Genomic DNA, 18990 nt, shown 5'->3' with positions numbered 1-18990 from the left:
CATGACCTCCACCGCGGACCGCCCGGACACCGGGCGACGACGACGGGCCCCCGCCGACCTCGGGCCGTGGATCCTCGCCGGGGTCGCCGCGACCGCCCTCGCCGTGGGCCTGGCCGAGCTGCTCGCCTGGGTGACCGGGCCGGTCGGCGCGCCCCTCACGGCGGTGGGCGGGGTGATCGTGGACGCGGTCCCGGCCCCGGTCAAGGACGCCGCGATCGCCCTGTTCGGCACCGCGGACAAGCTCGTGCTGCTGCTCGTCATGGCCGCCGGCCTCGTGGCGGTCGGCACGGGCATCGGGGCGGCGCAGCGCGCCAACCCGCCCATGGGCACGGTGCTGCTCGGCGTGCTGGGGCTCCTCGGGCTGCTGGCCGTGCTGACGCGGGCGGGGCCCACCGTGGCGGACACGGTCCCCGTCGTCGTCGGCACGGGGGCGGGGGCGCTCTTCCTGACGGTGCTCACCCGCCGCGCCGCTCCGTCCGGCCGGTCCGGGGACGCCCTCGACCGCCGCGGCTTCGTCCGGCTCTCCGCGGCCGCCGCGGTGCTGGGCGCCGCCGCCGGCGTCGCGGGACGCTGGGCGTCCGCGGCCGCGTCCCGGGCGCCCGCCGCCCGGGACCTGTTGCGCATCCCCGCCCCGGCCGTGCGGGACCCGGTCCCCGCCGGGGCCGACCTCGGCGTGGCGGAGGTGGAGCCCTGGCTCACGCCCGCCGACGACTTCTACCGCATCGACACGGCCCTGTCCGTGCCGCGCATCGACGTGGACGCGTGGGAGCTGCGGATCCACGGCATGGTGGAGCGCGAGCTGACCCTGCGCTTCGACGACCTCACGGCCCGGCCGCTCGTCGAGCGGATCGTGACGCTGGCGTGCGTGTCCAACCCCGTGGGCGGCGACCTCGTGGGCAACGCGGTCTGGACCGGCGTGCCGATCCGGGACCTGCTCGCCGAGGCCGGGCCCTCCGCCGAGGCGGACATGGTGCTCTCGACCTCCGAGGACGGGTTCACGGCGAGCACCCCGCTCGAGGCCCTGACCGACCCCGGCCGGGACTCCCTGCTCGCGGTGACCATGAACGGGGAGCCGCTGCCGTTCGAGCACGGCTACCCCGTGCGGATGGTCGTGCCGGGGCTCTACGGCTACGTCTCGGCGACCAAGTGGGTCGTGGACCTCGAGGTCACCCGCTTCGACCGGGCGGAGGCGTACTGGACCTCGCGCGGCTGGACGGCCCGGGGGCCGATCAAGATGTCCTCCCGCATCGAGGTGCCGGCCGAGGGCGGGCGCACGGAGCCGGGGCCCGCGGTCCTCGCCGGCACGGCGTGGGCCCAGCACACCGGGATCGCCGCCGTCCAGGTCAGCGTGGACGAGGGGCCGTGGCAGGACGCCGAGCTCGGCTCCGTGGGCACGGACGACACCTGGCGGCAGTGGGTGCTGCGCACCGACCTCCCGGGCGGCCGGCACACCGCGCGGGTGCGGGCCGTCGACCGGGACGGGACCGTCCAGACCGCCGAGCAGGCTCCGCCCGCCCCGGACGGCGCCTCCGGGTGGCACGAGCGGACCTTCACCGTGGCCTGACCGGCCCGTCCTGCGCTCCCTCCGCGCCGACCGCCGGGTCAGGGGCGGTGGTCGGAGGCCGGGGCCGGGCCGGTGGAGGAGCGGGCGACGAAGTGGGCCGGGAAGAGCTCGTTCGACGGTTCGCGGCTCCCTCCGGCCAGGTGCTCGAGGAGCCGCTCCACAGCGCGGGTGCCCTGCTGCCGGGCGTGCTGGTCCAGGGTCGTCAGGCCGAAGGCCTCCCCGATGGGGTGGGCGTCGACGCCGATGACGGACAGGTCCCCGGGCACGGTGAGCCCGAGGTCCCGCGCCGCCAGGATCGTCCCGGCCGCCATCTCGTCGGACGAGGCGAAGATGGCGGTCGGGCGGTCGGCGGGGTCCGCCAGGAGATTCTTGGCCTGCTGGTACGCGTCGGTGAACGTGTAGTCCGCGACGAGCGACCACGCGGGTTCCACGGCCAGCCCGGCGTCCGCCATCGCCTGCTCCCAGCCGTCCCGGCGGTCGCTGGACATGGGGAAGTAGCGCCTGCCCTCCTCGGCCCCGCCGAGGTGCGCGATCCGCCGGTGGCCCAGCCCGATGAGGTGCTGCGTCGCGCGGCGCCCGACGTCGAGGTCGTCGATGCTGATGGTGGGCGCCCCCACCAGCGGGCCCCCGACCCCGACGAGGGGGATGCCGGCGGCGAACATCTGCTCCGTCTCCGCCGGGTCCAGGTGCAGGGACACCGCCACGGCCGCGTCCAGGCGCTTGCGCAGCAGGAAGTCGGTCAGCACGGTCTCCCGGTAGCGGTCCCCCTCGAAGTTGTAGAGGGTCAGGTCGTACCTGGCCTCCATGAGCGCGCCGGCCACTCCTTCGAGGACGGTGGAGAAGTACCACCGGTCGACGTGGGGGAGGACCACCCCGATGTTGCGGCTCCGGCCGCTCGCCAGGCTCGAGGCGTGGTAGGAAACGACGAAGCCCAGCTCCTGCGCCGCCTCGCGGACCCGGGCCCGGGCGCGGGGCGAGACGTGCCCCTTGCCGCTGAGCGCGCGGGAGACGGTCGCGGTGGACACGCCCGCCCGCGCGGCGACGTCCTGGAGCCGGGGTGGGTTCATCGTCCGGTCGTGCCGGGGTCCTCCGTCTGCAGCCATGCGCACTCCTCCGGGTCCAGGATATGCGGCGCGGAGGCCGGGGACCCGCTGCGGAGCAGGACCGGCAGGTCCGGCAGCTCGACCGGGGCGGAGCCCGTGTTCAGCAGCACCAGGACGCCGTTGTTGACGAGCCCGAGACAGTCCGGGCCCGTGAGGTCCTCCGCCCACGCGAGCGAGCCCGAGCCGAGCCCGTGCTCGCGCCGCAGCGCCAGCGCGGAGCGGTAGAGGGACAGCGTGGACGCCGGGTCGTGGCGCTGCGCCTCGCGCGAGAGCTCCGCCCAGCCCGGGGGCTGCGGGAGCCAGGCCTCGCCCGTGGCGCTGTAGCCCAGGGACGCCCCGGTGCTGGTCCAGGGCAGCGGCACCCGGCAGCCGTCACGGCCGAGCCGGCTCCCGCCGGTCCGATGGTAGGTCGGGTCCTGGCGGACGTCGTGGGGGAGGGTCGTGTGGTCCGGCAGGCCCAGCTCCTCCCCCTGGTACAGGTACACGCCGCCCGGCAGGCCGAGCATGAGCAGGGACGCGGCACGTGCCCGCCGCGTGCCCAGCACGTGGTCCGGCTGCTCGTCCTCGGGCCCGCGGCCGTCGCCCGGCCGCGGGGAGTCCGCGGTCAGCGCCAGGCGGGTCGGGTGCCGCACGACGTCGTGGTTGGACAGCACCCAGGTGGTGGGGGCCCCGACCGCGTCGAACGCCTCGAGGGAGGAGGTGATGATCCGGCGCAGCTCCGCGGCGTCCCACGGCGCCGCCAGGTAGGAGAAGTTGAACGTCTGGTGCATCTGGTCGGGGCGCACCCAGTCGGCCAGGCGGTCCAGCGGGTCCACGCTCGCCTCGGCGCAGAGGATCCGCTCGCCGTCGTACTCCGCGAGCACCTCGCGCCAGCGCCGGTAGATGTCGTGGATCTGCGGCTGCCCGAACATCGGGGCGTCGGTGAACGGGTAGCCCGGGATGCTCCCCCCGTCGGCCCGCCCGTCCCAGTCCGGGAGGCCCTCCGCCTTGATGAGCGCGTGCGCCACGTCCACCCGGAAGCCGGCGACGCCGCGGTCGAGCCAGAAGCGCAGCACCCGCTCGAACTCCTGGCGGACCAGCTCGTTGTCCCAGTTGAAGTCGGGCTGCGACGAGTCGAACAGGTGGAGGTACCACTGGCCGGGCTGCCCGTCGGACTCGGTCACCCGGGTCCAGGCCGGGCCCCCGAAGTGGGACTGCCAGTTGTTGGGGGGCAGCTGCCCGGACGCGCCGCGGCCGTCCCGGAAGACGAACAGGTCGCGCTCCGGGGCGCCGGGACCCGCCGCGAGGGCCTGCCGGAACAGGACGTGCTCCTGCGAGCAGTGGTTGGGCACGAGGTCGATGATCACCCGGATCGACAGGGCGTCCGCGGCCGAGACCAGCGCGTCGAAGTCCGCGAGGGTGCCGAAGGAGGGGTCGACGTCGCAGTAGTCGCTCACGTCGTAGCCGCCGTCCAGCTGCGGGGAGGGGTAGAAGGGGGAGAGCCAGATCGCGTCGATGTCCAGCTCCGCCAGCTGTCCCAGCTCGGCGGTGATGCCGGCGAGGTCGCCGACGCCGTCCCCGTCGAGGTCCCGGAACGAGCGGGGATACACCTGGTAGATCACCGAGGAACGCCACCACTTCGGCTCCTGGTCGCGGTCGTGGACGGGTGTGAGGCGCAGGGACTGCAGCGCACCGTAGGTCGTGGACATGCGGTCCATCGTAGAGCGGATCCCCACGGACTGGAAGCGCTATCACATCGAGTGCCTTGGCAAGGCGGGTGCTGTATCGGATGTGGACAGCCGTGGTGGTAGCGCTTACAGTAGTGAGCCAGCTCACCTCCCGGGTGAAGCCCCCGGCGGCAGCAGCCCCCCGACCCGCACCACCCCCGCAGACCGACGGCCGTCGCGACCGCGCGACCACGGAAGACATCGAGGAACCCCACCATGAAACACCTCCACCGGGCGGCCTGCGCCGTCGGTGCCGTGCTCCTGCTCGCGGGGTGCTCGTCGGCGCCCACGGCCGGGGTCGCCGGCCTGGCCGGCGGGCCGGGCAGCATCAAGATCCAGGCGGGGTCCGACGAGATCCCCGCCCTCCAGCAGATCGCCGAGGAATTCACCGCCGACACCGGGGTGGAGGTGGAGTTCGTCCAGCGGGAGATCAACGCGCAGGCGATCTCCAACTTCATCTCCCAGTCGCCCACGGGGCAGGCCCCCGACATCATCGTCTCGCCGCACGACAACCTCGGGCAGCTGGCGTCCAACGGCGTCGTCGTCCCCGTGGAGATGGGGGACCGGGCGGAGGACTTCACCGAGAACGCCCGGGAGGCCGTCGTCTACAACGGGGTGAGCTATGGGGTGCCGTACGCGATCGAGAACGTGGCGATGCTGCGCAACAACGAGCTCGCCGCCCAGGACCCCGCCACGTTCGACGAGCTGCGGGCGATCGGTCACCGGCTCATGGAGGAGCGGGGCATCGAGTACCCCTTCACGGTGAGCCAGTCGCCCGAGGCCGGCGACCCGTACCATCTCTACGCCCTGCAGACCTCGTTCGGGGCCGAGGTGTTCGAGCGCACCGCGGAGGGGGAGTACACCGGCAACCTCACCATGGGGGGCGAGGACGGCAACGAGTTCGCCCGCTACCTGCAGGAGCTCGGAGCCTCCGGGGACCTGCGCACCTCCATGACCCCGGACATCGCCAAGGAGTCCTTCCTCAACGGCGAGTCCGCCTTCCACCTGGGCGGCCCGTGGGAGCTGACCGACGTCGAGGCCGCCGGGATGGACGTGAGCGTCCTGCCCGTGCCCCCGGCCGGGGACGAGGAGGCCCGCCCGTTCGTGGGCGTCCAGGCGTTCTTCGTCAACGCCAACGCGCAGAACCCGATGGCGGCCCAGGACTTCGCCGCCAACTACCTCACGCGCCCCGAGGCGCAGACGGCCATGTACGAGAGCACGGGCCGGCCCCCCGCCAGCCAGGTGGCCGTCGACCGCATGCAGGGCGACCCGCTGCGCTCCGCCTACGCGGAGATCGCCGAGACGGGTCTGCCCATGCCGGCCATCCCCGAGATGGGCGCGGTGTGGAGCTTCTGGGGCACGACGGAGAACGCCGTCGTGGACGGCCGCGGGGACCCCGTGGAGCTGTGGAACCGCATGATCGACAATATCGAAGGACAGATCTGATGAGCACGCGCACCCCCATCCGGGGCGGGACCGCCGCCCCCGGAGCGACCGGCGGGGGCGCCGGCCTCGGCGCCCCCCTCGAGCTCCAGCACGCCCATTCCCGCGGATTCGGCGTGGGCTTCGTGGTCAAACTGGTCCTGATGGCGCTGATCAACGCGTTCGGCCTCTTCGGCATCCTGGCGGCCTGGGCCGCCGGCAGCTGGGGCATCCTGGCCTTCCTCGTCGTCGCCCTGATCGCAGCCGATCTCGTGTACTTCCTGCCGACCAGGAAGCTGCTGCCCGCGAAGTACCTGTTCCCCGGGCTGATCTTCCTGCTGGTGTTCCAGATCTTCGTGCTGATCTACACCGCCGCCACGGCGTTCACGAACTACGGCGACGGCCACAACGCCACGAAGGACGCGGCGATCACGCAGCTCACCACCACGTACGAGCAGCGGATCGAGGGCTCCGGGGCCTACCCGGTCACGGTGCTCGAGGGCGCCGACGGCCTGGCCCTGGCCACGGTGCGCGACGGCCAAGTGCTCGTGGGCACCACCGGCGAGCCGCTCGCGCCGCTCGAGGGGGCGACCGCCGCCGACGGGCGCGTCGCCGAGGCGCCCGGCTACGAGATCCTCGACTACGGGGGCGTCGTGGCGGCCGCCGGCGAGCTGGCGGACCTGCGGGTGCCCGTGGGCGAGCAGGAGGCCGAGGGCGTGCTGCGCACCGACGACGGCCGGACGGCCTACGCCTACGAGCCCACGCTCGTGCACGACGAGGCGGCCGACGCCATGGTCGCCGACGACGGCACCGTGTACGCGAACAACGGCGAGGGCGCGTTCGTCAGCGCCGACGGCGAGGCCCTGCGACCGGGCTGGCGGGTCTTCGTGGGCCTGGACAACTTCGGGGCGATCTTCGACCCGGAGGTCCTGGGCGGCCCGTTCGTCTCCGTGACCCTGTGGACCTTCGCCTTCGCGATCCTCTCGGTGGCGCTGACCTTCTTCCTGGGGCTGCTCCTGGCGATCCTGTTCAACGACGAGAAGCTGAGGTTCCGCAACGTCTACCGGGCCGTCATCTTCCTGCCGTACGCCTTCCCCGCCTTCCTGTCCATCCTGATCTGGGCCGGTCTGCTCAACGCGGACTTCGGCTTCGTCAACCAGGTCCTGCTGGGCGGCGCCGGGGTGCCCTGGCTCGAGAACCCCTGGCTGGCCAAGCTCTCGCTGCTGCTGGTCAACCTCTGGCTGGGCTTCCCGTACATGTTCCTCGTGACCACCGGCGCCCTGCAGGCCATTCCCGGCGAGCTCTACGAGTCGGCCGAGATGGACGGTGCGGGGCCGGTGCGCCAGTTCGGGGCGATCACCCTGCCCATGCTCATGGTGGCCGTGGGCCCGCTGCTCATCGCGTCCTTCGCCATGAACTTCAACAACTTCAACGTGATCTACCTGCTCACCGGCGGCGGTCCCCAGGACCTGGAGTCCACCACCGGGGTGGGCGCCACGGACATCCTCATCTCGTTCGTCTACAAGATCGCGTTCGCCGGCGGCACCAACGACTACGGTCTGGCCTCCGCCCTGTCCATCCTCATCTTCATCATGGTGGCCGTCATCTCCGCGCTGACGTTCCGCCGCAGCAAGGCTCTCGAGGAGATCAGCTGACATGCCCACTCCCACCGCACCCACCCCGGGCGACCGCCCCGGCCCCGACGGCACGGACCGCGCCCCCTGGGCCGCCGCCGCGGCCGCGCCGTCCGCCGGAACCCCGACCACCCTCCAGCCGACGGACACGCTGCGGCCCCCGGGCGCCGCGCCCGGGGCTCCCCGGCCCCGCCGGCGCCGTCGCTCCGCCGGCGGCGGGTGGAAGCACCTCGCCGCGATCGCCGCGTGCGTCTTCGCCCTCTTCCCGCTGGTCTACGCCTTCTCGGCCTCGCTGTCCGCCTCGGGCTCCCTGCTCGGGTCCAACCAGCTGTTCTCGGACGTGACGGGCGCCAACTACACGAACCTGCTCAACGACCCGCAGAACCCCTACCTGACCTGGTTCGGGAACTCGCTGTTCGTCTCGGTCACCACGGCCGTGGGCACCGTGCTCATGGGTGCGGCCGCCGCCTACGCGTTCTCCCGGTTCCGCTTCCGCTCCCGCAAGGGCGGGCTGCTGGCCCTGCTGGTCATCCAGATGTTCCCCCAGCTGCTGGCGTTCGTGGCGATCTTCCTGCTGCTGTTCGCGATCTCCGGGGTCTACCCGTTCATGGGCCTGAACTCCCGGCTGGGCCTCGTCGCCGTCTACCTGGGCGGGGCGCTGGGCGCCAACACGTTCCTGATGTACGGCTTCTTCAACACCATCCCCAAGGACCTCGACGAGGCCGCGGAGATCGACGGCGCCTCGCACGCCCAGATCTACTGGACGATGATCCTGCCGCTGGTGACCCCCATCCTCGTGGTGGTCGGGATGCTGTCCTTCATCGCGTCCTTCTCGGACTTCCTGCTGGCCCAGATCGTGCTCCAGGACCCGGACAAGTACACGCTGGCCGTGGGGCTGTACCAGTTCGTCTCCGTGCAGTTCGGGGAGAACTGGGGCGTCTTCACCGCCGGGGCGATCCTGGCGGCGATCCCGGTGGTCGCGCTGTTCCTGTTCCTCCAGCGCTACATCGTCTCCGGGCTCACCGGCGGCGCCGTGAAGGGCTGACCGCCCGCCCGGCACCTGCACCGGACCCACCGGTCCGGCCCTGGGCGCGGGTCCTGTCATGATGGGGCGGGACGGGCGACGGGCAGAACGGGAGGTGGCACGCGGTGACGCTGGTGGACAACGTGGTGTACGTGGAGGGCCGGCGCACGTCGACCCCGGAGGACCTCGACGAGACCTACGCGGCGCTGCGCGGGCGCGGCGGGATGGCCTGGATCGGTCTCTACCGCCCGGAGCCGGCCGAGGTGCAGTCCGTGGCCGCGGAGTTCCGGCTGCACGACCTCGCGGTGGAGGACGCCCTGAAGGGCCACCAGCGCGCCAAGCTGGAGCGCTTCGGGGACACCCTCTTCGTGGTGCTGCGCCCGGCCCGCTACCTGGACGACGTGGAGAAGGTCGAGTTCGGGGAGCTGCACGTGTTCGTGGGCCGCGACTTCGTGGTCACGGTCCGCCACGCCGAGTCGCCCGACCTGGCCGCGGTCCGGCGCCGGCTGGAGGCCGCGCCGGAGCTGCTGGGCACGGGCCCGCAGGCGGTGCTGTACGGGATCCTGGACGAAGTGGTCGACGGCTACGCCCCCGTGGTCGCGGGACTCGAGAACGACATCGACGAGATCGAGGACGAGATCTTCGGCGCGGACCGGGACGTCTCCCGCCGCGTCTACGAGCTCTCCCGGGAGGTCATCGAGTTCCAGCGCGCCGTCCACCCGCTGGTGGCCATGCTGGAGGCCCTGCAGCACGGGGCGGAGAAGTACGGGCTCGACCTCGAGCTGCAGCAGCGGCTGCGGGACGTGCAGGACCACGCCATCCGGGTGGCCGAGCGCGCGGACGCGTTCCGGGTGCTCCTGCAGAACGCCCTCACGGTGCACGCGACCCTGGTGGGCCAGCGGCAGAACGACGAGATGCAGCGGCTCACCGAGTCGGCCCTGGCGCAGAGCGAGGAGGTCAAGCGGATCTCCTCCTGGGCCGCGATCCTCTTCGCCCCGACCCTCGTGGGCACGGTGTACGGGATGAACTTCGAGCACATGCCCGAGCTCGCGTGGACGCTGGGCTACCCGCTCGCGCTGCTGGCCATGCTGGGCATGGGGGTGGCCCTCTACGGGGTGTTCAAGTGGAAGCGGTGGCTCTGAGCGTCACCGGGCGACCTCCGCGGCGACCCTCCCGGCGACCTTCCCGGCGACCTTCCCGGTGGGCCCCTCAGATGCTGTTGCGCATCGCCCGGATCCCCACGGTCAGGCCCAGGGCGGCCAGTACGACCGCGGCGAGGGCTCCGGCGGCCACGGCCGGATCGCCGAACTGGCCGTTGAACAGGGCCCGCTCGGCGTCGACCATGTAGGTGAGCGGGTTGAACCGCGAGAGCACCTGCATCCACCCCGGACCGGCCTCGAGCGGCAGGAGCATCCCGGAGAGCAGCATGAGCGGGAACAGCAGACCCTGCTGCACGGTCCAGAACATCCAGTCCCGGTTCCGGGAGACGATGGCGAGGGCGTAGCTCAGCGCCCCGAGCCCCACCCCGAAGACCGCGAGGATCGCCAGGCCCACCACCATGCCGGGCAGGGACGGGCGGAAGCCGAAGAACGCGGCCACCCCGGAGAGCACCAGGGCCTGCAGGACCAGCGGCACCATCTCCTTGCACGCGCGCCCCACCATGAGCGCGGAGCGGGTCACCGGCGCCACGAGCATCCGCTCGTGCGCCCCGGACTGGATCTCGAACAGCAGGTTCGAGCCGGTCATCGCGGTGCCGAACAGCGCGATCATCACCACGATGCCCGGCACGAACCACTGGAACGCCTGGTCGAGGGGCAGCCCGGTCATCCCGCCCAGGAGCGGGCCGAAGAAGGCCAGGAACATCAGCGGCTGCATGAGCGAGAACACCAGGCTGAAGGGGTCCCGGACCACGGGCCGGAGCTCGCGGACGAAGACGCTGACGGAGTCGTGGACGATCCCGGCCGGGCGGGCCCGGTCGGTGCCGCCGGGGGACTCGCGGGTGGTCGGAACGGCGGTCATCGGGGTGCTCCCACGCTCGTGGCCTCGGCGGCCGGGTCGGTCTCGGACGCGTCGGTCCGCTCCTCGCGCAGGCTCCGGCCGGTGAGCCGGAGGAAGACGTCGTCGAGGGTCGGGCGGGTCAGCTCGGCGGTCCGCACGGCGTGGCCGGCCCGGTCGAGCTCGCGCAGCAAGGCGGGCAGCACGCGCTCGCCGTGCTCGACCGCGACGACCACGCGGGTGCCCTCCCCGGCGGGGACCGCCTCCGGCTCGGCGCCGCCGGCCCCCGCCGCGGCGGCCGCGCGCCGGACGGCCGCCGCGGCGGCGGGCGGGTCGGCGTCCAGGGTGAGGGCGATCCGGTCGCCGGCCAGGTCCGTCTTGAGCCGGGACGCGGTGTCGTCGGCGATGATCCGTCCCCGGTCCACGACCATGACCCGCTCGGCGAACTGGTCGGCCTCGTCGAGGTAGTGGGTGGTGAGGAACAGCGTGGTCCCGTAGCGGCGGCGCAGGTCGAGGATGTGCTCCCACAGGTGCGCGCGGGACTGGGGGTCCAGTCCGGTCGTGGGCTCGTCGAGGAAGAGCAGCTGGGGGCCGGGGATCAGTCCCAGGGCGATGTCCACGCGGCGGCGCTGGCCGCCGGAGAGCTTCATCGTGGGCCGGCGGACGAGGTCGCCGAGGCCGAGGGCCTCCACGAGCTCGTCCACGCGGCGCCGCGTCTCCGCCCGGCTCAGCCCGTACAGGGCGCCCTGGCTGAGCAGCTCGTCGCGGACCCGCTGGTACTGTCCGGCCCCGTTCTTCTGCCCGATGTAGCCGATGCGGGCGCGCACCTCGGCCGGCTGCCGGGCGACGTCGAACCCGCACACGGTGGCGGTGCCGCCGGTGGGCCGCAGCAGCGTGGTGAGCATGCGCAGCGAGGTCGACTTGCCCGCGCCGTTGGGCCCGAGGAACGCGGTCAGCGTGCCGGGCACCACGTCCATGGTCAGGTCGGCCACCGCCTCGACGGTCCGGCCGCCGGGCCCGCGGAAGCTCTTGCTCAGCCCGCGGGCGCTGATGATGGGTGGGGTGCTCATGGGTCCACGGTAGAGCGCATTCAGGCCACCAGCTGTCCGCAGGGGGGCGTAGATTGCGGGTCATGTCCGATCCGACGTCGCGGGTGCTCCGGCTGCTGTCCCTGCTGCAGACCCACCGCTACTGGTCCGGGCCCGAGCTCGCCGAGCGGCTGACGGTCTCCGAGCGGACGCTGCGCCGGGACATCGACCGGCTGCGCGAGCTCGGCTACGAGGTCACGGCCCGCCCCGGCACGGCGGGCGGGTACCAGCTCGCCGGCGGCACCAGCATCCCGCCGCTGCTGCTCGACGACGACGAGGCCGTGGCCATCGCCGTGGGGCTGCGCACCGCCGCGGTGCACGGCGTCGGCGACGGCGAGCAGACGTCGCTGAGCGCCCTGGCCAAGGTCCAGCAGGTGCTGCCGCGGCACCTGCGCCGCCGGGTCGCCGCGCTGCAGGCGCACACCGTCCCGGTGGCCCGCACGGACGCGCACGTGGCCACCGAGGTCCTCGCCCAGCTCGCCCTGGCCTGCCGCGACCACGAGCGGGTGCGCTTCCGCTACGTCGATCGGCAGGGCCGGGAGAGCGCCCGGCTGGTCGAGCCGCACTCCCTGGTCCCGCGGGACCGGTGGTGGTACCTCGTGGCCTGGGACGCCGACCGCGCCGACTGGCGCACGTTCCGCATCGACCGGCTGCGGAGGCTGGCGGGCACCGCCGTGCGCGTCGCGCCGCGGGAGCTGCCCGCCGCGGACGCCGCCGAGTTCGTCCTGGCCGCCCACGGCGCGGCCGCCGCGCGGCACGAGCTGACGGTGCGGATGACCGTGGGCCTGGACCGGGTCCGGGAGCACTTCGGGCCGTGGGCGGCCACGGCGGTGCAGGGTCCCGGGGACACCGTCGACTGGACCGTCACCGGCGGCTCCGTCCCGGAGCTGCTGATGGCGCTGCCCTGGATCCCGGCGGACGTGCCGTGGCGGCTGCTGTGCTCGGACGAGGTGGCCGAGGCCGTGCGGGGGTTCCGGGACCGCCTCGGCGACGCCCTGGACGGCCCGTCGCCCCCTGACTCCAGCGGGCCGGGGGCGGAGGCGGGGGAACCCAGCCCTTAGAGTCGTGGACGTGACCGTCCAGACCACCGCCCTCGACCCCGCGCGGGTCCGGCGCGCCCGGATCGCGGTGTCCGCGTTCTTCCTCACCAACGGCGCCCTCTACGCCAACCTGCTGCCGCGCCTGCCGGAGGTCAAGGACGCGTTCGGGCTCTCCAACACCCTCTACGGCCTGCTGGTCGTGGCGTTCCCGCTCGGGGCGATCCTCGTGGGCGCCCTCCCCGCCCGGGCGATCCGCCGCTTCGGCTCCGGCCGGGTGGCGGCCCTGGGCACCGTCCTGCTCTCCGTGTGCCTCGCGGCCGCCGGGGCCGGGGCGGGCCTGGGCGCTGGCACGGGGCTGGGCGCGGGGGTGTTCCTCGCGGCGATGTTCCTGGGCGGCGCCCTGGACGCCCACGTGGACACCGCCCAGAACGCCCAGGGGATGGAGGTCCAGCGCGCCCGCGGCCGCTCGATCATCAACTCCCTGCACGCCCTGTGGAGCCTGGGCGCCGTGGTCGGCGGGCTCATGGGCACCGCGGCGCTCGCCCTCGGCGTGCCCCTGGGGTGGCACCTGCCGGCGAGCGGGCTCGTGTGGAGCGCGGTCGCCCTCGTGGCGCTGCGCGCCGCGCTGAGCCCGGCCGAGGGGCAGGAGCTGCGCACGGTCAGCTCGGACGACCCGCCGCCGGAGGATCCGCTTCCGGATGGCACGACGACGACGGGCCTGGGCACCACCGGCTCCCGGCCGGACCCCGGCTCCGGGCCCGCCGGGACGGGGCGGCGGTCGGCGGGGCGCATCGTCGTCGTCAGCCTCCTGCCCGTGGCCGTGATCGCGATGGCCGGGGTGATGGTCGAGGACGCCGGGCAGAACTGGTCGGCCGTGTACCTGAACGCCGAGCTGGGCGCCCCGCTGGCCACCGCGGGGCTCGGGCTCGTGGCGCTCATGGCGGCGCAGTTCGTGGGCCGGATGCTCGGCGACCCCATGACCGACCGCTGGGGCCGGGCCGCGGTGGTCCGCGGCGGGGCCGCCCTGAGCGCGACCGGGATGCTGCTCGTGGTCCTCGCCCCGGCGCCGGGCCCGGCCGTCGCGGGCTTCGCGCTGGCCGGCTTCGGCTGCGCCACGCTCGTGCCCGCGGCCTTCCACGCCGCCGACGACATCCCCGGGCTGCGGACCGGGACGGGCCTGGCCCTGGTCAGCTGGCTGATGCGGATCAGCTTCCTCGGCCTGTCCCCGGCCGTCGGGGTGCTCTCCGACGCCGTGGGGCTGCGGGGGGCGCTGCTCGTGGTCCCGGTCTTCGCGCTCGTCGCGGCCCTGATGGCCGGCGTCCTCCGGGAGCGCCGGACCCCCTGACCTGGGGCCCGCTGCTCTCCCGGCCGCCCCGCCCGCCGAGTCCCCACCTCGCAGCCACCCACTCTGCCGAGCCCCCACGTTGTGCGCCGGGTCCCCAACAAAGTCCTGGGGATCCGGCGAGCGATGGGGGACTCGGCGCTCGGGGTGAGCTGGGGGTTGGGGCTCAGCGGAGCGGACCGGGGCTCTCCCGAGCCGGCGGTCCCGGGCTATCCTGGAGCGACCATGTTCCACCACTTCTTCCTCTGACGGGTTCCGGATCCCGCCGCGCGTCCGCCGCGGCGGTCCGTCGTCCTGCCCACCCGTCCCCTCGTCAGGAGCCCCAGCCGTCCGGCCGCGCGCGGCTCCGCACCCCGGAGGAAGCATGTCCGCCGTTCCCGTCCACCGTCCCGCCGTGCCCGCGGGCGAGCACGCCCAGCTGACCGCCACCGGGATCCGCCTGGTCCGCGGCTCCCGCACCGTCCTGGACGGGCTCGACCTCACGATCACCCCCGCCACCCGCCTCGGCGTGGTGGGGGAGAACGGCCGCGGCAAGACCTCGTTGCTGGAGGTGCTCTCGGGCGCCCTCCTCCCGGACGCCGGCACCGTCCGCCGCACCGGCACGCTCGCCGTGGTCGACCAGGAGCTGCCCGTGCCGCCCGAGGGCACCGTGGGGGACCTCCTGGACCTCGAGCTCACCGCCGAGCACACCGCGGTGGCGCAGGTCGAGGCCGCAGCCCGCGCCCTCGCCGCGGACCGGCCGGGCGCCCCGGAGCAGTACGCACAGGCGCTGGCGGTCGCCCAGGCCCTCGACGCCTGGGACGCCGACCGGCGGGTGGACCTCGCCCTGCAGGCCCTGCACGCCGTGACCGACCGCTCCCGGGTGCTCGGCACCCTCTCGGTGGGCCAGCGCTACCGGGTGCGCCTGGCCTGCCTGCTCGGCACCGTCCACGACCTCCTGCTGCTGGACGAGCCCACCAACCACCTCGACGCCGCGGGGCTGGCCCACCTGGGGGCGGCGCTGCGCGAGTTCCGCGGCGGCGTGGTCCTGGTCAGCCACGACCGGCGGCTGCTGGGCCAGGTCGTGGACACCGTCCTGGACCTGGACCCCAGCCGGGACGGCCGCCCGCGGTGGTACGGGGGCGGGGTGGCGGGCTGGCGCGCCGGCCGGACCGCCGAGCGCTCGCGGTGGATCCACGACCACCGGGAGCAGCAGGCCGAGCACGCCCGGCTGGCCGGGAACCTCCAGCGCGCCCGCTCCCGCCTGGTCGACGGATGGCGCCCGGACAAGGGCACCGGCAAGCACACCCGCGCCACCCGCGCCCCGGGGCTCGTCCGCTCGGTGCACCGCCGGCAGGAGGACCTCGAGCGGCACCGCGTGGACGTCCCCGAGCCCCCGCTGGAGCTGTCGGTGCCGGAGCTGCCGGCGCTGCCCGGTGTCGAGCTGGTGCGCGCCGAGGGCGTCGCGGTCACGGGCCGGCTGCTCCGGCCCGTCGACGTGCTGCTGGAGTCCGGGGACCGGCTGGTCGTCGCAGGCCCCAACGGGGCGGGCAAGTCCACCCTGCTGCAGGTGCTCGCCGGTGCGCTGGCTCCCGACGTGGGGCGGCGCACCGCAGCCCCCGGGGCGCGGATCGGCCACCTGCTGCAGGACGGGGTCCGGCACGGGGCGCGCTCGGCCCAGGAGGTCTACGAGCAGGAGCTCGTCCGGCTCGTGCTCGCGGACCGGCTGGCCGAGCACGAGGTGGCCCCCCTGGAGTCCCTGGGACTGCTGGCGGCGCGGGACCGCGGACGCCCCGTGGCGGAGCTGTCGGCCGGGCAGCGGCGGCGCCTCGAGCTGGCCGTGGTGCTGGCGTCCCGGCCGCACGTGCTGCTGCTGGACGAACCGACCAACCACCTCTCGATCGCCCTCGTGGACGAGCTCACCGAGGCCCTCGCCGCCACGGCCGCGGCCGTGGTGCTGACCACCCACGACCGGCAGCTCCTGCGAGACACGAAGGGCTGGCCGCGGCTGACGCTCTGACGGCCCCGCCGTGGGCGGGGGCAGGACGGGCCGGCCCCGGACCGCGGAGCAGAGGGTCGGTCGGACGTCGTCACAGAGAGGCGCGGAGGCGTCACACCTCTTGCTCCCGCATACCCCCTGGGGTATGTTGTGATCGGCGTCACCGCAGACCGTCGAGCCGAGCGACCCCGCCGGGCCGCTCCTCCCAGGATGGAGAACGGATCATGCACCAGAGACTGATCGTCCCGGCCGCCGCGGTGCTCCTCGTGACGGCCGTCAGCGCCTGCGGTCCGCAGGCTTCCCCGCCGACCGGGGACGGCACCGTCCCGACGTCGAGCCCGTCGAGCCCGTCGAGCTCGGCGACGACGAGCCCCGCGTCGCCGGGCCCGACCACGACGGGCCTGACCACGACGGGCCCGACGACGCAGCCCGGAACGGCGCCCGCCCCGGGCGCTGCCGGGGCGGTCCCCTCGGTGTCGATTCCTCCGGCCGCGGCCGACCCCCTGGCCGCGGCCGCGTGGGAGGCCCTGATGTCCCCCGAGGGCGAGTACGCCGCCTCGGCGCAGTACCGGGCGGTCGTGGACGAGTTCGGACCCGTCGAGCCGTACGCGAGCATCCAGGCCGCCGAGGAGCAGCACGTCGACGCCCTGACCCGCCAGCTGGAGCGGCTCGGTGTCACGGTCCCGCCGAACCCCTACACCGGGCGGATTTCCGCGCCCACCGACCTCGAGGCCGCCGCCACCGCCTGGGCGGCCTGGGAGACCGACAACATCGCGCTCTACGACCGGCTGCTGGAGGAGGTCCGCGGGGACGAACCCCTGACCCGCGTCTTCACCAACCTGCGCAGCGCCTCCCAGGAGATCCACCTGCCGACGTTCGAGGCCGCGGCGGCCAACGGGGGCCGGCTCACCCCGGAGCAGATGCGGGACCTGGGCCACGGCTGACCCGTCGCTCCTCCTGCAGGAGGAGTGCGCCGCGGCCGCCCGCGGGCCGTCCGCCGCCTCCCGCGCGGATCGGCTCCGGGCGGACTCGTCATGTCCGGTCGGGACTGACCTCCCCCGGAGACCGTGCCCGCCCCTAGACTGCCGAGCAGGGGGCGCGTGAGCCGCGTCACCGCACCGGGAGTGCCGAGGAGGACACCATGAGGATCCGCGCCGCCGTCGTCGAGGGGATCGGGGCCCCGTTCGAGCTGGAGGACGTCGAGCTCGCCGAGCCCGGCCGCGGGGAGGTGCTGGTCCGGATCGTCGCGACCGGGGTCTGCCACACCGACGCCATCACCCGTGCGGGTGACATGCCGCTGCCGCTGCCGGGGATCCTGGGCCACGAGGGCGCGGGGATCGTGGAACGGGTCGGCGAGGGCGTCGGCGCCGTCGTGCCCGGCGACCGGGTCGTCATCGGGTGGCCCTCGTGCGGAGCGTGCCGCAACTGCCTGGACGGGCAGCCCCGCTACTGCGCCCGGACCGGGGAGGCTCTCGTCTCGGGCCGCCGCTTCCGGGGCGAGGACGCAGGGACCTCGGCCTACACGCGGGCGGACGGCTCGGAGGTCTCCGGGCACTTCTTCGGCCAGTCGTCCTTCGCCACCCACTCGATCGTCCTCGCCGACGCCCTCGTGAAGGCGCCCGACGACGTGCCGCTCGAGCTGCTCGGACCCCTGGCCTGCGGGCTGGGCACGGGCGCCGGCGCGGTGCTCAACGAGGCCCGCCCGGAGCCGGGCTCGTCCCTGGTGGTCTTCGGCGTCGGGGCCGTGGGGCTGGCCGCGATCATGGCCGCCCGCTGCACCGCCGCCACCACGGTCGTCGCCGTGGACCTGCACGACTCCCGGCTCGAGCTGGCCACCCGCTACGGGGCCACCCACGTCATCAACTCCCGGGACACGGACGTGGTCGCGGAGGTCGCCCGGATCACGGGCGGCTCCGCCGACTACGCGTTCGAGTGCACCGGGGTGGTCCCCGTCGTGGAGCAGGCCGCGGACTGCGTGGGCATGCTGGGCACGCTCGTGCTCATCGGCGGCGCGCCCGCCCAGGCGCGCTTCAGCCTCGACCACATGCACGCGCTGTGGGGCAAGCGGATCGTCGGGGTCCTGGGCGGCGGCAGCCGCAGCGGAAAGTTCATCCCCGCCCTGATCGACCTCCACCGGCAGGGGCGGTTCCCCTTCGACGAGCTGGTGCGCTTCTACGAGCTCGACGAGATCGAGCAGGCCCTCGCCGACAGCGGGTCCGGCGACGTGGTCAAGCCCGTCATCCGCATGCCCCGGTGAGACGGCGCCCCCACCGCCGCGGCGGCTCCGGCGGGCACGGGCACCCGGTTCAGTCGATCCGCAGCTCGTGGACGCCGCGCTCGAGGCCGCGCTCCACCGCGGCGATGACGTCGTCCACGTTGTGCCCCGGCGGCAGCCGGGGCGGCAGGCCGGTGAGCGCCCGGTCCACGAGCCCGGTGTCCATGTGCGGCAGCCGGGCGTCCATCACCGCGATCCGACGACGGCGCAGCTCCCGCCGCAGCGACCCCAGCCACGAGGCCATGGCCGCCTTGCTGGCGGCGTAGCCGGCCATCCCGGCCAGCGGCAGCTCCGCGACCACCCCGGTGAGGACCGCGACCGCGCCGCCGTCCGCGACGTGGGGCAGGGCCGCCCGGATGACGGCCATGGGGCCGAGGGCGTTGACCTCGAACAGCTCCTCCACGACGGCCTCGTCCTCGTCGGCCGCCGGGCCGAACGCGGCGACCCCGGTGGCGATCACCACGGCGTCGAGCCCGCCGAGCTCCTCGGCCGCACGGCGCACCACCTCCGCCGCCTCGTCGTGGTCCACGAGGTCGAGGGCGTGGGCCGCGCGCAGGCCGAGGCCGCGCCGCAGCTCCTCCGCCGCAGAGGCGGAGCGGCCCGTCACCACGATGTCGGTGGTGCGCTCGCTCAGCCGTTCGCACAGCCGCCGCCCGAGGACGCCGGTCGCCCCCACCACCAGGATCCTCGCGCCGTTCAGGTCCATGGCCCCACTCCTGTCCCCGGTGCGACCCCGGAGCGGGCCGTGCCCCGAGCGTACCCACGCTCTCCGACAGCGCCCAGGAATTTGCGATCCCACAACGATCGCCGGGCGCCCGC

16 protein-coding genes are annotated in these 18990 nt (G+C 74.3%); 10 read left to right on the top strand and 6 right to left on the bottom strand.

Annotated elements, in window-relative coordinates; genetic code table 11:
* Position 1: 1 nt before the first annotated feature.
* Positions 2-1564 (top strand): molybdopterin-dependent oxidoreductase, encoded by a 1563-nt coding sequence (locus RF640_RS02475; protein WP_109221442.1) that lies wholly within the window; start codon positions 2-4, stop codon positions 1562-1564.
* Between the two features lie 38 nt (positions 1565-1602).
* Here RF640_RS02475 and RF640_RS02470 read toward each other — a convergent pair whose 3' ends face one another.
* Both RF640_RS02470 and RF640_RS02465 read right to left on the bottom strand, forming a co-directional pair.
* Positions 1603-2667 carry a LacI family DNA-binding transcriptional regulator gene (locus RF640_RS02470; protein ID WP_242630415.1) on the bottom strand — a complete coding sequence of 355 codons (1065 nt, stop codon included), beginning with the start codon at positions 2665-2667 and terminating at the stop codon, positions 1603-1605.
* A complete protein-coding gene (locus RF640_RS02465) occupies positions 2628-4355 on the bottom strand; it encodes a glycoside hydrolase family 13 protein (RefSeq protein WP_109221440.1) in 1728 nt (575 codons plus the stop codon). The genes RF640_RS02470 and RF640_RS02465 overlap by 40 nt, the downstream gene beginning before the upstream one ends.
* Positions 4356-4589: 234 nt before the next feature.
* On the opposite strand from RF640_RS02465, the gene RF640_RS02460 reads away from it, so the two are divergent.
* From RF640_RS02460 to RF640_RS02445, 4 genes are all read left to right on the top strand, one after another.
* Positions 4590-5819, top strand: coding sequence for a maltose ABC transporter substrate-binding protein (locus tag RF640_RS02460; protein WP_109221439.1), 1230 nt, complete (start codon positions 4590-4592; stop codon positions 5817-5819).
* Entirely contained in the window at positions 5819-7450 is a 1632-nt protein-coding gene (locus RF640_RS02455; protein WP_017833563.1) for an ABC transporter permease subunit, read from the top strand. The genes RF640_RS02460 and RF640_RS02455 overlap by 1 nt, the downstream gene beginning before the upstream one ends.
* A gap of 1 nt (position 7451) precedes the next feature.
* On the top strand, positions 7452-8474 hold the full coding sequence (locus RF640_RS02450) for a sugar ABC transporter permease (protein WP_251355583.1): 1023 nt from the start codon (positions 7452-7454) through the stop codon (positions 8472-8474).
* Between the two features lie 104 nt (positions 8475-8578).
* Positions 8579-9595, top strand: a complete 1017-nt coding sequence (locus tag RF640_RS02445; RefSeq protein WP_017833561.1) for a magnesium and cobalt transport protein CorA — start codon at positions 8579-8581, stop codon at positions 9593-9595.
* Between the two features lie 67 nt (positions 9596-9662).
* Here the strand turns inward: RF640_RS02445 and RF640_RS02440 are convergent, their stop codons facing one another.
* Positions 9663-10472 carry an ABC transporter permease gene (locus RF640_RS02440; RefSeq protein ID WP_126346655.1) on the bottom strand — a complete coding sequence of 270 codons (810 nt, stop codon included), beginning with the start codon at positions 10470-10472 and terminating at the stop codon, positions 9663-9665.
* Complete coding sequence (locus RF640_RS02435; protein ID WP_197723053.1) at positions 10469-11518, bottom strand: ABC transporter ATP-binding protein; 1050 nt, start codon at positions 11516-11518, stop codon at positions 10469-10471. The genes RF640_RS02440 and RF640_RS02435 overlap by 4 nt, the downstream gene beginning before the upstream one ends.
* Positions 11519-11580: 62 nt before the next feature.
* On the opposite strand from RF640_RS02435, the gene RF640_RS02430 reads away from it, so the two are divergent.
* The 3 genes from RF640_RS02430 (at position 11581) to RF640_RS02420 (ending at position 15917) form a co-directional block, all read left to right on the top strand.
* Complete coding sequence (locus RF640_RS02430) at positions 11581-12597, top strand: YafY family protein (RefSeq protein ID WP_181821144.1); 1017 nt, start codon at positions 11581-11583, stop codon at positions 12595-12597.
* 10 nt (positions 12598-12607) lie between these two features.
* The gene (locus RF640_RS02425; protein ID WP_368826416.1) at positions 12608-13921 is read left to right on the top strand and encodes an MFS transporter; all 1314 of its coding nucleotides are present in this window, start codon (positions 12608-12610) and stop codon (positions 13919-13921) included.
* Between the two features lie 361 nt (positions 13922-14282).
* The gene (locus RF640_RS02420; RefSeq protein WP_109221437.1) at positions 14283-15917 is read left to right on the top strand and encodes an ATP-binding cassette domain-containing protein; all 1635 of its coding nucleotides are present in this window, start codon (positions 14283-14285) and stop codon (positions 15915-15917) included.
* A 139-nt stretch (positions 15918-16056) separates the two neighbouring features.
* Here RF640_RS02420 and RF640_RS02415 read toward each other — a convergent pair whose 3' ends face one another.
* Positions 16057-16305, bottom strand: a complete 249-nt coding sequence (locus RF640_RS02415; RefSeq protein ID WP_126346653.1) for a hypothetical protein — start codon at positions 16303-16305, stop codon at positions 16057-16059.
* 64 nt (positions 16306-16369) lie between these two features.
* Between RF640_RS02415 and RF640_RS02410 the strand changes: the two genes are divergently transcribed.
* Both RF640_RS02410 and RF640_RS02405 read left to right on the top strand, forming a co-directional pair.
* Positions 16370-16840 (top strand): hypothetical protein, encoded by a 471-nt coding sequence (locus RF640_RS02410; protein ID WP_249033708.1) that lies wholly within the window; start codon positions 16370-16372, stop codon positions 16838-16840.
* Between the two features lie 197 nt (positions 16841-17037).
* Positions 17038-18153: an NAD(P)-dependent alcohol dehydrogenase gene (locus RF640_RS02405; RefSeq protein ID WP_017833554.1), complete on the top strand. Its 1116-nt coding sequence runs from the start codon at positions 17038-17040 to the stop codon at positions 18151-18153.
* A gap of 49 nt (positions 18154-18202) precedes the next feature.
* Here RF640_RS02405 and RF640_RS02400 read toward each other — a convergent pair whose 3' ends face one another.
* Positions 18203-18877 carry an SDR family oxidoreductase gene (locus RF640_RS02400; protein ID WP_035923498.1) on the bottom strand — a complete coding sequence of 225 codons (675 nt, stop codon included), beginning with the start codon at positions 18875-18877 and terminating at the stop codon, positions 18203-18205.
* Between the last annotated feature and the right edge of the window lie 113 nt (positions 18878-18990).

It is taken from the genome of Kocuria sp. CPCC 205231 (genome assembly GCF_040980965.1).
Lineage (GTDB): Bacteria > Actinomycetota > Actinomycetes > Actinomycetales > Micrococcaceae > Kocuria > Kocuria rosea.
This window is presented reverse-complemented; position numbering and strand designations above follow the sequence as displayed.

Bases quoted from the DNA above. Each gene is read 5' to 3' on its own strand.
- RF640_RS02435 (WP_197723053.1), bottom strand. From the start codon at position 11,518: ATGAGCACCCCACCCATCATCAGCGCCCGCGGGCTGAGCAAGAGCTTC.
- RF640_RS02460 (WP_109221439.1), top strand. From the start codon at position 4,590: ATGAAACACCTCCACCGGGCGGCCTGCGCCGTCGGTGCCGTGCTCCTG.
- RF640_RS02440 (WP_126346655.1), bottom strand. From the start codon at position 10,472: ATGACCGCCGTTCCGACCACCCGCGAGTCCCCCGGCGGCACCGACCGG.
- RF640_RS02430 (WP_181821144.1), top strand. From the start codon at position 11,581: ATGTCCGATCCGACGTCGCGGGTGCTCCGGCTGCTGTCCCTGCTGCAG.
- RF640_RS02450 (WP_251355583.1), top strand. From the start codon at position 7,452: ATGCCCACTCCCACCGCACCCACCCCGGGCGACCGCCCCGGCCCCGAC.
- RF640_RS02455 (WP_017833563.1), top strand. From the start codon at position 5,819: ATGAGCACGCGCACCCCCATCCGGGGCGGGACCGCCGCCCCCGGAGCG.
- RF640_RS02405 (WP_017833554.1), top strand. From the start codon at position 17,038: ATGAGGATCCGCGCCGCCGTCGTCGAGGGGATCGGGGCCCCGTTCGAG.
- RF640_RS02420 (WP_109221437.1), top strand. From the start codon at position 14,283: ATGTCCGCCGTTCCCGTCCACCGTCCCGCCGTGCCCGCGGGCGAGCAC.
- RF640_RS02465 (WP_109221440.1), bottom strand. From the start codon at position 4,355: ATGTCCACGACCTACGGTGCGCTGCAGTCCCTGCGCCTCACACCCGTC.
- RF640_RS02475 (WP_109221442.1), top strand. From the start codon at position 2: ATGACCTCCACCGCGGACCGCCCGGACACCGGGCGACGACGACGGGCC.
- RF640_RS02470 (WP_242630415.1), bottom strand. From the start codon at position 2,667: ATGGCTGCAGACGGAGGACCCCGGCACGACCGGACGATGAACCCACCC.
- RF640_RS02400 (WP_035923498.1), bottom strand. From the start codon at position 18,877: ATGGACCTGAACGGCGCGAGGATCCTGGTGGTGGGGGCGACCGGCGTC.